This is a genomic window from Candidatus Enterococcus leclercqii (genome assembly GCF_009933135.1).
GTDB classification, from domain to species: domain Bacteria; phylum Bacillota; class Bacilli; order Lactobacillales; family Enterococcaceae; genus Enterococcus_C; species Enterococcus_C leclercqii.
Genome location: NZ_MAEH01000015.1, coordinates 24,491 through 37,793, shown reverse-complemented (window position 1 = coordinate 37,793; position 13,303 = coordinate 24,491). Strand labels below are relative to the sequence as shown.

The following is a 13,303-nucleotide window of genomic DNA, read 5'->3' as shown; positions in this document are numbered from 1 at the left end:
TGTAGCCAAAGCGTTGAAGTGCGTTAATCTGATGAAGGGTCTCTTTTAAGTAACTACAATATTCTGACCTCGGCAAAGGATTTATAGCGCGCTTTTCACCTTCCGGTAGTTCCGGTAACAAGTAAGAAGAGAGATGAAGCCTTGTGTTTATTTATGTAGGATGTGCCGGTGGTGGGACATCCAGTATGTTCTGCCAGCGAATGGTCAAAGAAATTCAGCAGCATGACGAAAATTTGCGGGCGGCTTTTGCCGATGTCCAAAGCATTGCCAAACATGCGGCAGCTTACAGTGGTGCCTATGACTTGGTCTTTGCGTATGGTGGTGCCGGTGAAATTCGTGAGTATACAGCCTTTGAATTTGGCAATCTCTTTGATGTCGTCTATATTGCGCCGCAAGTCAGATTTATGACACCGGCACTTCGACAGCTGTTAACCCCTTATCCGACTTTGGTAAGAGACATTCCGATGCGGATTTTTGGCAATATGGAGGCTTCTAAAGCGTATCCCCAGCTTTTAGATGAACTGATTATTTTAGATGAAGAACGAGCCGCTCAATCGGGCTATAAAAAGGCCTCTAAAGGTCGAGACAAGAATATGGAACTGCTCATTTTAGGTCAGGCTTCGACTAGTCGTCTAATGGGGGAGTTTTCCGATTATTTGAGTCGTTGGGATATTCGAACGATAAAGCAGCGCTTCTCGATTCCTGTCTTGTATCAGGAGCCGGAAGCAGATTTTGATTTACGACTTTTGTTTGGGCGGCAAGAAGAGTTGACCGAAGATTTGCCAAAAATCGCTCGGCGCATCGACGGCGTGGTTTTGTTTCCGGGAATCAATGGACTTTCACCGACAATCAGCCAGTGGCTAAAAGCCTATCACATTCCAATCTTCATAGCAGATTTAGAGGTTTTAGGGGAAAGCAATCTGGAACCGCAGTTTGATGACTGGTTGACATTTTTGTTGGAAGTTCAAGTCCACACTGAATACCGCAGTGAGATTCAAGTGGCGGCATTAGAAGTTCCACCAATGCCTAAGCGCAAGAGCTTTCTGGGGATTTTTTCATGGGAAGTCGCTGAAAAGGCCGCAAAGAAATAATCTTTTGACAGACCCAAGTTTTCTGAATGCTAAAAGAAACAGCGATTGGAGAATATTTTAGAAAAGTTGTCTGGATATTTTATTATTTTGACTAAAAAAGGAGAAGGATAATGGCCTCATTGGTATCTGAGCGACTGTTGATTCGATCGTTTCGTAAAACAGATTGGCAGGATCTTTACGAAATGTTGTCTGACAAAGAGGTAGTGAAGTATGAGCCCTACCCAGTCCAAACTAAAAAGCAATGTCAACAAGCGGCTTGTTTGCGGGAATCATCAGCAGAGTTTTATGCTGTTTGCTTGAAAACTACCGGCAAACTAATTGGCAATGTCTACCTGGCTCCACAGAGTCATCAAAACTGGGAACTGGGCTATGTGTTTAACCGCGCCTATCAGAAAAAAGGATATGGAACTGAAGCAGTTCAGATATTGTTGAGCTGGGTCTTTTCTGAAGAAAAAGCGCAGCGGGTGTTTGCAGAGTGCAACCCTGAGAACATAGCCTCTTGGCGTCTTCTAGAGCGCAGCGGGTTTTATCGGGAAGGACACTTGCGAAAAAATATCTACTTTTTCTTTGATGATGCAGGGGACCCCCTTTGGCAGGATACTTTCATATATGGCCTGCTAAAAGAAGATTGGCTCACCTGGGAGCAAATCATTGCTGACGAGATTTGATGGGCTTAGGCTGCTGGGAAAAACGACTCGATAATTTACGAAAACCGCAGAAAATATCATGTAGTCGGCGTTGTCCCTTGTTAAACTGATAGTAAGATAAGATATGAATTATTCTATCAGAAGGAGGGAAAGACAGCATGGAACGGCTAACTACCTATACGATGGATCTAGCAGGAAGCAGCTATGAAATTGGTTACCAATATGGCAAGCAAATTAGTAAAATACCGTCACTTTTGGCATTGCAAACCAAAAAACGACCAAACTTCAGTCGACAAGAGACAAAAGAGGCGATTGCACTTTTTAATCGCTGGTGTCCTGGTTTAAATGAAGAATTAACCGGTTGTGCAGATGCGCTACAGATACCTTCAGAGAATTTACTTTTTTACAGCATGACATATTTGATTCCCCGATGTAGCCAGATTGCGGTTTTACCAAAAATTAGTGAGAACGGACTACCCCTTTTAGCCCGAAACTATGAGTTTAGTCACCGGACTGAAGATTTCTGCTTCATCAAGACAGCGGTGAATGGGCGCTATACACATATGGGCACCAGTGTTCTTCATTTTGGGCGCGATGACGGTTTCAACGAGCAGGGACTGGCGGTCACCATGAGCTCTTGTGGGTTTCCCGTGGGGGCCGATAGCTATATGCGTGGGCCAAAGTTAAAAGGGCTGCAGTTTTGGGCAGTGATTCGGGGAGTATTGGAAAACTGTCGAAATGTCACGGAAGCGTTAGACTATTTAGAAGAAATGCCTATTGCCTACAACCTTAACTTGATGCTTGTGGACAAATCAGGTCAGGCAGCATTGTTTGAAACGTTGGATGGGAACCGAGAAGTAAAAATCATTGATGCATCTTCTGAGCAGCAGGTGCTCTTTGCTACAAATCATGCAGTCCTGCCGAAACTTAGTCGCATTGAACCACAGCGGATGCAACATTCAGATGTCAGGTACCAATTTATTGAAGCACAGTTGACGGGACAAAAGAATATCTCTTGCAGCAAACTAGAACAAATGCTGTTGGCAAAATATCCCGATGGTCTTTGTTGTCCTTTCTTCGATGAATTTTTTGGAACAACCAAAAGTATGATTTTTTCACCGGCAGAAGGGATAGTTCAACTTCTTTGGGGTGGTGAAGCTGCAAATGGTTGGCGGCGTTACGATATTGGTCAGCCGCTAGAAACAGCAATTGGAAAAATTAAGATTTACCCGCAAAAAGCCCCTCGGGGAACCTTTGACTGGCAACAATCGTCAGCGCCTCATGTTGGATAAAAGGGGGAAGAGGAATGGATTACCGCCGAGCATTGGAACAAGCAATCAGCTACATTGAGAACCATTTGACTGAAGCAATTACAGTGGAAGAAGTCGCACAGGCGGCGGGCTATTCCTACTATCATTTGACGCGCCAGTTTTCTGCAATCCTGGGGGAAAGTGTGGGGAGCTATATCAAAAAAAGGCGCTTAGCTGAGGCTGCCCAAAAATTGTTGCACAGTCAAGACAAGGTAATTACGATTGCACTGACCGCCGGTTTTGAATCAGCCGAAGCCTTCAGTCGCGCTTTTAAGCAAGTTTATCAAGCGAGTCCCCGAGACTATCGGAAGAATCAACTGTCGACCTTTGTGGGTGCTAAGGAAAGACTGGACAACGGCTTGTTGGATCACCTAACCGCTAATGTGACTGTTCGTCCCAAAATTGTGGAGCTGGCATCAATCAAAGTTGCGGGACTCAGAGGAGAAACTACATTGAAGGACAATCGTCTGCGTCAGCTTTGGGATCGAGCCAACGCCTGTTATACACAGATTCCTCATCGTGTTTTTAATGGGCGAGGATTCGGCATCTGTGAAGCTTGCCATGAAAATACTCTATATACTATGCATGAAGACGTATTGTTTACTGAAGTCGCCGGGGTAGAAGTGACTTCTTTTGAAGGGTTGCCGGCAGAATTTGTTGCAAAGGTTATTCCTAGTGGCCGCTATGCCGTTTTTACTCACCGAGGAACGTTGCGGATGTTACCCAAAACCTTTGAGTATATTTGGGGGACTTGGTTTTTGACAACAGACGAGAAGTTGGCAGATAAAGAGGATTTTGAAGTTTATGATCAACGTTTTCTAGGGTATGACCATCCGGAAAGTGAAGTTGATTTATACATTCCATTACAGTAAGTTCGGAAAGTAAGTTCGGAAACGTTGACTTGAAAAAAAGGCACAATCTCGGAAACGAACACTCTTTATCTGCCACATGTTGAATACTGACAGTGGTGCAAAATCTGTGCCATTTTCAGACGAAAGATCCACTATCACGGTCCTTAAATGATTGAAACGATTATTTTTTGATGATCATTTGAATCGCTTGCTGGATTTTTTCTTCTTGATTCGCGGCGTCTTTGTCAGGATGCTCGAGACAGCTTTTTAAGTTTTCCGCGACGATAATCCCCATGATTCGATCCACGCTGGAGCGAACCGCACTCAACTGAGTAATGACATCACTACAGTCTTGTTCAGCTTCAATCATTTTTTGAATTCCCCGCAGTTGACCTTCTGTTCGTTTTAAGCGATTTAGGATAGATTTTTCACAGGCCTTTGTCATTGGCTGATTGCTCCTTTCCAGTCGTTCATGCCACCAGCGATATTAGTGACTTGGAAACCTGCTTGCGAGAGGTACTCACAGGCGCTGGCGGAACGATTACCAGAGCGACAGATGAGATAATAGTGAGTCGCAGGATCTAAGCTTGACACAGTGTCTCCAAGCTCACTTAATGGCAGATTCTGAGCTTTGGGAACATGCCCTTCAGCAAACTCGTAAGCTTCTCGTACATCCAAAAGCGCGAGTGTTTCAGTCTGTAACTTTTGCTTTAGTTCGGTTGTTGAGATTGTATTATACATGATTGATTTCCTCCGGTTTAACGGTGCTGTACAATGAAAAGCCGCCGTCGAGATTTTTGACATGGAAGCCAGCTTGTTTCAAGATTCGTTCGGCCAGATAACTGCGTAGCCCACTGTGACAAGTGACGATATATTCTTGGTCAACTGCAAGTTCACTAAGGCGACAACGCAGGTCGTGCAGGGGAATGTGGTGGACGGCTCTTTGAAAGTGACCGCCTTCTGCTAATTCTTGGGGGGTTCGTACATCTAACAAGATGGCCCCTTGATCCAACGCTTCGTTTAATTGGTGCCATTGGACATTTTGACTGAGACCCTCTACTAAGTTCATCGCAGCATAACCCAACATGTTCACGGGATCTTTTGCCGAGCCAAAAGGTGGGGCATAGGTGAATTCTAATTCCGGCAGATCAAAAATGGTGAGACCGCCTTTAATGGCAGTCGCAAGAACATCAATGCGTTTGTCTACCCCTTTTTTTCCTATCCCTTGTGCACCCAAAATCTTTCCGTTGGCCGGATTAAACACCAGCTTCAAAGTTAGTTGCGACGCCCCAGGATAATAACCGGCATGGTCTTTTCCAGAAACATGGATTGCTGCTGGCTGCAAGCCGGCAGCTACGGCATTGCGCTCGCTAAGACCCGTAGAGGCCGCAGTCAGATCAAAAACCCGCAAAATTGCTGTCCCGATACTGCCTTGATTTTTTCGGGGTATTCCGGCTAATACATCGGCGACTTCCCGTCCTTGTCGATTTGCCGGGGAAGCTAGTGAAATCAAGGCATCTTCACCGGTAATTTGTTGTTTGACCACGATGGCGTCTCCGACAGCGTAGACGTCTGGGGCACTGGTCTGATAGTTTTCATCCACTAAAATCCCTCCGCGCAAGCCTAGTTTGAGACCAGCTTTTTGAGCAAGGGAAGTTTCCGGTTGAACGCCGACAGACAATATTGTCAAATCGCTGGCAAGATAACTGCCATCTTCTAAACGAATCTGTTTGCCAGCTTCTTCAAAAGCCGCCACCGATTGCCCGGTAATGACCCGGATTCCTTTTGCTAGAAGTTCTCTTTCAACAAAGGCTGCCATTTCTTCATCTAGCGGGGGCAAAAGTTGCGGTGCTTTTTCTATGATTGACACTGCCAAGCCTCGTTTGGCAAGATTTTCCGCCATTTCCAGACCGATAAATCCCGCACCAATGACCACCGCTTGTTGGACCTGGTCTTTTTCAAGGGGGGCCATAATCCGGTCAAGATCTGGCAGATTTCGCAGAACAAAGACGTTTTCAGCGGCTGCAAGACCAGCAATTGGCGGGACAAAAGGTTTGGCACCGGGAGACAACAGCAATTGATCATAGCTTTCTTGATAAAGCTGTTCTCCGTGTTGTACCGTAATTTCTTTCTTTTGGGTGTCGATAGCTACCACTTCTTGCTCCGGTCGGATATCTAAACCAAAACGTGCACGCAGGCTTGTCGGTGTCTGAACTAACAGGTCGTCTCTTTCAGTGATTTCACCGGAGACGTAGTAGGGCAACCCACAGTTTGCAAAAGAAACGTAGGGGCCTTTTTCAAAGATGATGATTTCAGTATCCTCAGACAGGCGCCGCAAGCGAGTAGCTGCCGACATTCCGCCAGCCACACCACCGATAATTATTACTTTTTTCATACTTATTTGCCTCCTCTCACAGGACCTTGCCATGCGTTCATGCCTCCTCGGACATTTACAGCGTCTATTCCTTTTTTACGCAGGATAGCGACTGCTTTTTTGCTACGCATCCCCGATTGACAAATCACATAGATGGGTTCAGTAGTTTTAGCAGAAAAACGTTCTACCCGTTCCAATGGGAGATTTTCAGCTTGGAGAATATGCTCTCCCTGGTATTCTGCTGAACTGCGCACATCCAGTAGATGGACTGTGCTGCGAAGCTTTTCTTGTAATTGCGACACAGAGATACTCGGTGTCTTCTTGAATAACGTCAACATTGGTGCCACTCCTTTTTATATACCTATACGGGTATATTTAAACCGATAATTCCAACAACGTCAATCTTTTTGTTTTCCTACAAGACACAAAAGTATTTGAGGCTGTGGCAGATTGTTATTGATACCCATATAGGTATAGTAGGGCAAGGTCTGATTTGCCAAGGAACCTTTTTTTAGGCACAATAGAGTAAGAATAAGCCAAGAAGGATGTGTCTATGATGATAAAAGGTGTGCTGTTTGATTTTAATGGGACCATGTTCCAAGATTCGCCCTTCAATGAAGAAGCGTGGCTGAGGTTTGCTGAAAAAGAAGCCCATAAGCAACTGACTCGCGATGAGTTTGACCAAAATGTCCACGGAAAAAATAATCGTCTAGTGCTGGAGTATCTGTTTGAGCGCCCCTTCACGAAGGAAGAGGCCATCGAGTGGGGGGAGAAAAAAGAAGCTATCTACCGCGAGCTAGTCCGCAGTCACCCTGATGCAGCCCATTTGACAGCAGGGCTTTCGGAATTTTTGGATGATTTAAAACAAAAGCAGGTGCCTTTCAACATTGCTACCGCCGCTGGTAAAGGCAATGTAGATTTTTATTTTGAAGCTTTTGATCTAGGTCGCTGGTTCGACTATGAAAAAGTAATCTATGATAATGGCGAGATGAAGAGCAAACCCGCCCCGGATTTCTATTTGCAATCGGCAGAGAAAATTGGTCTAAAACCTTCAGAATGTGTGGTTTTTGAAGATTCCGTCTCCGGCATCAAAGCTGCCCATAATGCGGCTGCTAAAAAAATCTTTGCCATTACCACTGATGGTAATGGTGCGATGTTGTCTTATTTGGGAAATGTTGATGCAGTGATTGATGATTTTACTGATTCGCGGGTCAGAAACTTGTTTGCATAAGAAAAGATAAGGCTGTATTTCAACCGACGATTTCATTTTCGTCGGTTTTTTTGTGCTGGCTTTGACAAGACAGCAGCGGTCTTTGAAACTGTGTGTAAGAAATTCCGAGAAGAAAGGAGTAAAAAATGACTAGTATGCTTTACAAACTAGCTGCGTCGGTGTATAGTGTGGTTGTTCCAGTAGTATGTAAAACAAACTAGTTAAGAGTTAAATTGACGAGCTTGAAGGGAGCCTATCAAGTAGAAGGTTCCAGCAATGAAGCTACAAGAAGGTTTGTTTGACAGAAAAGACGAAAATAAAGGAGGGCTGACATTGAAAGAGACCCAAATGCTCAAAGGAGTCCTAGAAGGCTGTGTCTTAACACTGATTCAACAGGGCAATGGGACTATTTATGGCTATGAATTGGTTCAACAGTTGAAGGCAGCTGGATTTACAACTATTGTGGGAGGAACCATTTACCCATTATTGCAAAAGCTGGAAAAAAATGGGCAAATTGCTGGTGTCATGAAAAAATCACCAGAAGGACCAGATCGCAAATATTTTACCCTGACAGCTTCCGGAGAGGCGGCATTGGCAGACTTTACTCAACAGTGGCGTCAATTGGAGCAGAAAGTCAATCTTTTGATCGGAGTTGAAAAACTATGAAAAAGAACCGCAAACTTGCAGCAATTTATCGCGAGAAACTGAATCAGCTGGAAGACCAGTTGACCCCTACAAATAAGGACTATTTTGATGATTTGCGAATGTACATGTCTTTTGGCGGACTACTCGTAGATGAAGGAGAACTGAACGCACAATTGTATCAGATAGCGACAGATTTAATAGCGGCACAAGCAGACGGGATAACTGCTGTCGATTTTTTTGGAAATGATCCGAAAGGGCTAGCAGATTCTCTTTTGGCCAACACCACCAAAGCTGACATAAAAACCAAGCTGTCTCTGGTAGGAAGCGTGGTGGGTGTTTTGTGGCTAATCAACCTAATCAGTGATTTTAGCAGCAGTGGTGTGATGAAGATTTCTCTTCCCCAGTACCTCCTCAGTGGTCTATTGGGCGTGTTGGGGGTGGCAGGAATTTTTGGGCTTCTTAAATGGGGAATCTTCAAACGTCAAAAGAAAGACAATAAGTTAGTCTTTTTCGGAATTTTTCTGATTTTGCTGCTAGTTGTCGGTGGACAACTGGCAGCAGGAATGCTGTTAGTAGATGACGGTCTAATTGAAATTTTCTACCCGGCAGATTTAATCTTATTGAGTATCCTGCTGATAGCATTGACCGTTTGGCTGATTAAAGCAAGTGATCCCGCCTTTTATCCGATGACGATGGTCTTGTACGTATTCGCACTTATCGGAGTGGTACGGCGCTTGAACGCGGCTCAGCTACTCACTGGGATGTTTTGGGAAAAGTGGTTTTCTGTGATAGCCCTAGTGCTTGCAGGAGTAGCCTACATCATTTGGACTTGGATTCAGGGGAAAAAGCTAGAAGAAAGTTGAATAACCGACGAGTCAAGAGATGACAGCAATTTTGCTGTTGTCTCTTTTTTTCTTGATAGCTGTCAATTCTTTCTGTGAAGCCGTGGGGTAAACTGAGCTTGTCTTTAAGAAGTATGAAGTCGTCTTGTCTGGAAAATCCGATAAGAAGAAAGTTGCTGGTGAGGCGACTCGTACACATTTGCTAGGAGGAAAAAAACATGAAAACGCAACGAATCATATTGCAGCACAAAAATCAGATTGCAATCGCAAGTGGCATCTTAATCGCTGTAGCTTTTGCAGCAAAATGGCTTGCTCATTGGCAATTAGGTTGGCAAGTAGCGATGGTCACAGCTTCAATTATAGGTTTTCTACCTATCGCAATTCAAGCGTACCAAGCATTGCGGGTAAAAGTCGTCTCCATCGAACTTTTGGTAACAATCGCAGTATTGGGAGCCTTTGTTATCGGTGAATACAATGAGTCAGCAATCGTGACCTTTTTATTTTTATTTGGCGCGCTGCTGGAGCAAAAGACATTAGAAAAAACCCGCTCTGCCATCAGCCAGTTGACGAAAATGGCTCCGGCTTCAGCCTTACTTTTAGATGAAGCAGGAACCATTGAAAAGGTGGATATCGACGAGGTAGTTGCAGGTGATTTGCTATTGGTGAAGACTGGCGCACAAGTGCCGGTGGATGGTGTAATTAGCGAAGGGCGAGGTCATTTGAATGAAGCCAGTGTTACCGGCGAAGCACAAATGGCTGCTAAAAGTGTCGGTGACAAAGTGTTTGCAGGAACTATTCTAGAAAACGGCACATTAAAAGTCACAGCTGAAAAGGTGGGGGAGGATACAACTTTTGGCAAGATTATTGAGTTGGTAGAAGAAGCACAAGATGCTAAGTCTAACGCTGAAGGAGTGATTGATAAATTTGCCAAATATTATACGCCAGCAGTCTTGCTCCTAGCCTTAGTCGTCGGTGTTGTTACGCAAGATTTGCGGTTGGCCATCACGATCTTGGTGTTGGGGTGTCCCGGTGCGCTAGTGATTGGTGTGCCAGTTTCCAGTGTAGCAGGAATTGGCAATGGCGCTAAAAACGGGATTTTGATTAAAGGCGGGCAGGTGTTGGATACTTTCAGCCAAGTTGATACTTTTGTGTTTGATAAAACCGGCACCTTAACAGAAGGAAAACCCACTGTGGCGGTAGTTAGAAGTTATAATCATTCATTAAGTGAAGAGAAACTCCTGATGCTGACTGCTGCAGTAGAACGAGAGAGCGATCATCCCTTGGGACAAGCCATTACTAGATATGCAGCTTTGGAAAACTATCCTGCAGTGACAGAGACAAAAGTGATCAAAGGACAAGGTCTCATGGCAAGCGTGACTGGATATCAGCTATTAGTAGGTAACGAAAAATTATTGCAAGCTGGCAATGTACAGCTTTCTGCTGCTTTGCAAAAGGAGCTGTCGCAATTACAAAGAGAAGGGAATTCTACTGTACTAATTGCAGTAGATGGGCAGCTGGCGTTATTGATTGGGATTAAAGATCAAATTCGCAAAGAAGCAGCGTCAACGTTGCAACAGTTACGCAAAATGGGTGCCAAACAGCTGGTCATGCTGACTGGTGATAATCAGGCAGCTGCAGATCTTGTAGGTCAGCAGTTGGCATTGAACACAGTAAAAGGCGGCCTTTTGCCAGAGGAAAAATCAGCCTATGTTCGTCAGTTGCAGGCTTCTGGGCACAAAGTCGCATTTGTTGGTGATGGGGTAAACGATAGTCCATCCATTGCTTTGGCAGATATTGGCATCGCCATGGGAAATGGGACAGATGTCGCTGTAGAGACTTCCGACATCGTCTTGATGCAATCAAATTTTGCGAATTTGGTTCAAGGCTATGGCCTCACGAAAAAGACAGTGGCGAATATGAAGGAAAACATTGCCATTGCAGTTGGAACTGTGTTGTTTTTACTAATCGGTTTAGTGGCTGGCTATATCTACATGGCTAGTGGCATGCTGGTCCATGAGTTGAGTATTTTAGTAGTGGTAATTAATGGCATGCGTCTTCTCGGCTACCGAACTAAACATGACCAAGTGACTGTCTCAGAGAAAGACTTGACAGCTACTTTATTAGAGTAAATCTTTTTTATAAAACTTGATTGCTATCAATTTTTTTCTTAAAAAAAGCAACTAGACTGGAAATGTAAGAAAGCTTCGTAGTTGTCAAAAGTATTGTGATTTTTAAGCAAATCAGTTAAGCAAAATAAAAGCTGCCAATAGTTATATGGCAGATGAAAGGAAGAGAAAATCATCATGGAAAAAGTTATTCTGCAATTAGGCGCACTCACTTGTCCAAGCTGTATGCAAAAAATTGAGGCTGGTGTGGCCAGTCAGCCGGGAGTGAAAAATGTCAAAGTATTGTTCAACGCTAGTAAAGTCAAGGCAGAAATTGATTCAGCAGCTACCAGTGGTGAACAGCTGAAAACCGTCATTGAAAAGTTGGGTTATGATGTCCAATCAGTCAAAGTTAAAGAGTTGTAACAATTAAAAACAACAGACATGAAAAATGAGCAACTACAATTAGAGTTATACAAGAAAGAAGAGGGCCTTATGACAGTCGCAGAAGAAAAATACCAAGCGGAATTAGTAAAATCAGAACGGGATCATCACACCCCAACCGCTGGGGCTATGACTGGTCACATTATCAGTAATTTGATGATTCAACAGCACAAATTGCGCCAGATCATCTATTATGCCAAGGGAGTTGAGGGTGATTTCATCACCCAACACTTTCCAAAGGTTTTAGTAGAAGAAAGCAAGTTGTTTGACCAATTGAATCAGCGGATGTTAGATGAAGGGGAAGTTATCCCCACTACTTCAATGGAATTTACGCAATACAGTATGTTGGAAGAAAATGGGCAACTGAAGTATGAAGCAGCAGATACCTTGATTTTGTCTACAGTCAAAGATTTTGCAACCCAAAATCTATTTATCACCCGGGGAATCGCCTTGGCAGAAAAAGAGGAAAAATATGCCTTAGCTACTTTTTTGAAGGAGCTTTACGGTTGGATCAAACATCAGATTTTTTGTTTACAGAGTTATTTAGGTAATGAAGTGACTGAGGGACTGGAAGAAGAGGATGACGACTAAGGCTGACTGCAAAAGTTTCTTGCTGATGAAATAAGGCCGAGCTACTGTTTTTTAACAGCTCGCACTGTGAGAGAATACAATATCGGAGAGGTCGTGAAAACCGTGCCACATTCAACCGGAAATTTGGAAACTACCACCTCGCATCAACACCTGTGTGTGACCTTGGTACCGTTATTCAATCATTTGGATACTGCTGACCAAGAGAAGATTAATCAGTTGGTACATCATCGACATTTTTCAAAAGGGGAACAGGTTTTGACCCCGGATGGTGAGCCTCAGCTTGTAATTGTGGCGCGGGGAAATCTCAAAGTTTATCAGCTTTCAGCAGCTGGTCGGGAACAATTGTTACGAGTGGTGTCACCTGGTGGCTATGAAGGGGAGAGTCAGCTTTTCGGAGCTTCAAATAACGATTTGTTTGCTGAAGCACTACAACCAACTGAAGTCTGTCTCTTGAAACAAGCAGATTTTCAACGTTTACTTTTGAATTATCCGCAGCTGAGCTTGAAGTTACTGGAATTGACTGCCAATAAGATGACTGCAGTGGAACAACAGACTCAATTTCTGCTGATGGAAAAAGTCGAGGAAAGACTAGCCAAGTACCTGACAGATTTACAGGTAGCCGTGGGTAGTCTTGAGCTTACAATTCCCATGAAGATGAAGGAGTTGGCGGCTTACTTGGGTACAACGCCAGAAACCTTGTCACGAAAGTTCAAGCTATTGGAAGAAAAAAAGCTGATTCGTCGTAAAAGTAGCAACGTCACTATCTTGGATGTGGAGGGGTTGGAGGAGTTGTAGGCGGAAAAGCTAAAACAAGTGCTGATTGTTCAGCTGGGAAGTCTTTCAACCGTCAAAAATAAAAGAATGGCTGGCTCAGAGCAAGGAACCTGCTTGCCTGAGCATTTTTTTGGATAACAAGACTGTGATATTCCCTCTTTTAAGCAGCAAGTGGCGGAGGATATGGCATCACCTAAGCAACCAACTAGATGCTAGTTGCTGGCAAATAGTTACAACAATCCTTGTGTTAAAGTCCGGAGAAGGAGCATTTCCGCATGAATAAGAGAAAAAGTGAATTATGCTGATTCCCCTTTAGAAAATCAAGGAAGCTCTTCATTAGAGCTCACTTTTGGTATGTTGCTCGTTTGGGGGACAAGGTTGTTGTCGCAGCTTTTTTCCCAGTCCTATGTGGTTGGCGC

General features: G+C 44.0%; 15 protein-coding genes. 11 read left to right on the top strand and 4 right to left on the bottom strand.

Annotated features, from left to right (window positions below; all coding sequences use genetic code 11):
• Window positions 1-143 precede the first annotated feature (143 nt).
• From BAU14_RS09770 to BAU14_RS09755, 4 genes are all read left to right on the top strand, one after another.
• Window positions 144-1,091 (top strand): PTS sugar transporter subunit IIB, encoded by a 948-nt coding sequence (locus BAU14_RS09770; protein ID WP_161899922.1) that lies wholly within the window; start codon window positions 144-146, stop codon window positions 1,089-1,091.
• A gap of 110 nt (window positions 1,092-1,201) precedes the next feature.
• Window positions 1,202-1,759: a GNAT family N-acetyltransferase gene (locus BAU14_RS09765; protein WP_202622203.1), complete on the top strand. Its 558-nt coding sequence runs from the start codon at window positions 1,202-1,204 to the stop codon at window positions 1,757-1,759.
• Window positions 1,760-1,896: 137 nt separating this feature from the next.
• Entirely contained in the window at window positions 1,897-3,030 is a 1,134-nt protein-coding gene (locus BAU14_RS09760; RefSeq protein ID WP_161899921.1) for a C45 family autoproteolytic acyltransferase/hydolase, read from the top strand.
• A 14-nt stretch (window positions 3,031-3,044) separates the two neighbouring features.
• Window positions 3,045-3,920 carry an AraC family transcriptional regulator gene (locus tag BAU14_RS09755; RefSeq protein WP_161899920.1) on the top strand — a complete coding sequence of 292 codons (876 nt, stop codon included), beginning with the start codon at window positions 3,045-3,047 and terminating at the stop codon, window positions 3,918-3,920.
• A gap of 160 nt (window positions 3,921-4,080) precedes the next feature.
• Here BAU14_RS09755 and BAU14_RS09750 read toward each other — a convergent pair whose 3' ends face one another.
• From BAU14_RS09750 to BAU14_RS09735, 4 genes are read right to left on the bottom strand one after another with little or no spacing between them, the layout of a single operon-like run.
• The gene (locus BAU14_RS09750) at window positions 4,081-4,344 is read right to left on the bottom strand and encodes a metal-sensitive transcriptional regulator (protein ID WP_161899919.1); all 264 of its coding nucleotides are present in this window, start codon (window positions 4,342-4,344) and stop codon (window positions 4,081-4,083) included.
• Window positions 4,341-4,640: a rhodanese-like domain-containing protein gene (locus BAU14_RS09745; protein ID WP_161899918.1), complete on the bottom strand. Its 300-nt coding sequence runs from the start codon at window positions 4,638-4,640 to the stop codon at window positions 4,341-4,343. The genes BAU14_RS09750 and BAU14_RS09745 overlap by 4 nt, the downstream gene beginning before the upstream one ends.
• Entirely contained in the window at window positions 4,633-6,294 is a 1,662-nt protein-coding gene (locus BAU14_RS09740; RefSeq protein ID WP_161899917.1) for an FAD-dependent oxidoreductase, read from the bottom strand. The genes BAU14_RS09745 and BAU14_RS09740 overlap by 8 nt, the downstream gene beginning before the upstream one ends.
• A 2-nt stretch (window positions 6,295-6,296) precedes the next feature.
• A complete protein-coding gene (locus BAU14_RS09735; protein WP_161899916.1) occupies window positions 6,297-6,611 on the bottom strand; it encodes a rhodanese-like domain-containing protein in 315 nt (104 codons plus the stop codon).
• Window positions 6,612-6,826: 215 nt separating this feature from the next.
• Between BAU14_RS09735 and BAU14_RS09730 the strand changes: the two genes are divergently transcribed.
• The 7 genes from BAU14_RS09730 (at window position 6,827) to BAU14_RS09700 (ending at window position 12,905) form a co-directional block, all read left to right on the top strand.
• Entirely contained in the window at window positions 6,827-7,504 is a 678-nt protein-coding gene (locus BAU14_RS09730; RefSeq protein ID WP_161899915.1) for an HAD family hydrolase, read from the top strand.
• 312 nt (window positions 7,505-7,816) lie between these two features.
• The gene (locus tag BAU14_RS09725) at window positions 7,817-8,149 is read left to right on the top strand and encodes a PadR family transcriptional regulator (protein ID WP_161900035.1); all 333 of its coding nucleotides are present in this window, start codon (window positions 7,817-7,819) and stop codon (window positions 8,147-8,149) included.
• Window positions 8,146-8,991 carry a hypothetical protein gene (locus BAU14_RS09720; RefSeq protein ID WP_161899914.1) on the top strand — a complete coding sequence of 282 codons (846 nt, stop codon included), beginning with the start codon at window positions 8,146-8,148 and terminating at the stop codon, window positions 8,989-8,991. The genes BAU14_RS09725 and BAU14_RS09720 overlap by 4 nt, the downstream gene beginning before the upstream one ends.
• Window positions 8,992-9,188: 197 nt before the next feature.
• A complete protein-coding gene (locus BAU14_RS09715) occupies window positions 9,189-11,099 on the top strand; it encodes a heavy metal translocating P-type ATPase (protein ID WP_161899913.1) in 1,911 nt (636 codons plus the stop codon).
• A gap of 174 nt (window positions 11,100-11,273) precedes the next feature.
• Window positions 11,274-11,501, top strand: a complete 228-nt coding sequence (locus tag BAU14_RS09710) for a heavy-metal-associated domain-containing protein (protein ID WP_161899912.1) — start codon at window positions 11,274-11,276, stop codon at window positions 11,499-11,501.
• Window positions 11,502-11,570: 69 nt separating this feature from the next.
• Window positions 11,571-12,110 (top strand): ferritin-like domain-containing protein, encoded by a 540-nt coding sequence (locus BAU14_RS09705; protein ID WP_237580444.1) that lies wholly within the window; start codon window positions 11,571-11,573, stop codon window positions 12,108-12,110.
• A gap of 102 nt (window positions 12,111-12,212) precedes the next feature.
• Complete coding sequence (locus BAU14_RS09700; protein ID WP_237580443.1) at window positions 12,213-12,905, top strand: Crp/Fnr family transcriptional regulator; 693 nt, start codon at window positions 12,213-12,215, stop codon at window positions 12,903-12,905.
• The last annotated feature ends 398 nt before the right edge of the window (window positions 12,906-13,303 follow it).

Excerpts from the sequence above, each read along its gene's own strand:
- BAU14_RS09765 (WP_202622203.1), top strand. The coding sequence starts at position 1,202 with ATGGCCTCATTGGTATCTGAGCGACTGTTGATTCGATCGTTTCGTAAA.
- BAU14_RS09760 (WP_161899921.1), top strand. The coding sequence starts at position 1,897 with ATGGAACGGCTAACTACCTATACGATGGATCTAGCAGGAAGCAGCTAT.
- BAU14_RS09755 (WP_161899920.1), top strand. The coding sequence starts at position 3,045 with ATGGATTACCGCCGAGCATTGGAACAAGCAATCAGCTACATTGAGAAC.
- BAU14_RS09750 (WP_161899919.1), bottom strand. The coding sequence starts at position 4,344 with ATGACAAAGGCCTGTGAAAAATCTATCCTAAATCGCTTAAAACGAACA.
- BAU14_RS09745 (WP_161899918.1), bottom strand. The coding sequence starts at position 4,640 with ATGTATAATACAATCTCAACAACCGAACTAAAGCAAAAGTTACAGACT.
- BAU14_RS09740 (WP_161899917.1), bottom strand. The coding sequence starts at position 6,294 with ATGAAAAAAGTAATAATTATCGGTGGTGTGGCTGGCGGAATGTCGGCA.
- BAU14_RS09735 (WP_161899916.1), bottom strand. The coding sequence starts at position 6,611 with ATGTTGACGTTATTCAAGAAGACACCGAGTATCTCTGTGTCGCAATTA.
- BAU14_RS09730 (WP_161899915.1), top strand. The coding sequence starts at position 6,827 with ATGATGATAAAAGGTGTGCTGTTTGATTTTAATGGGACCATGTTCCAA.
- BAU14_RS09720 (WP_161899914.1), top strand. The coding sequence starts at position 8,146 with ATGAAAAAGAACCGCAAACTTGCAGCAATTTATCGCGAGAAACTGAAT.
- BAU14_RS09715 (WP_161899913.1), top strand. The coding sequence starts at position 9,189 with ATGAAAACGCAACGAATCATATTGCAGCACAAAAATCAGATTGCAATC.
- BAU14_RS09710 (WP_161899912.1), top strand. The coding sequence starts at position 11,274 with ATGGAAAAAGTTATTCTGCAATTAGGCGCACTCACTTGTCCAAGCTGT.
- BAU14_RS09705 (WP_237580444.1), top strand. The coding sequence starts at position 11,571 with ATGACAGTCGCAGAAGAAAAATACCAAGCGGAATTAGTAAAATCAGAA.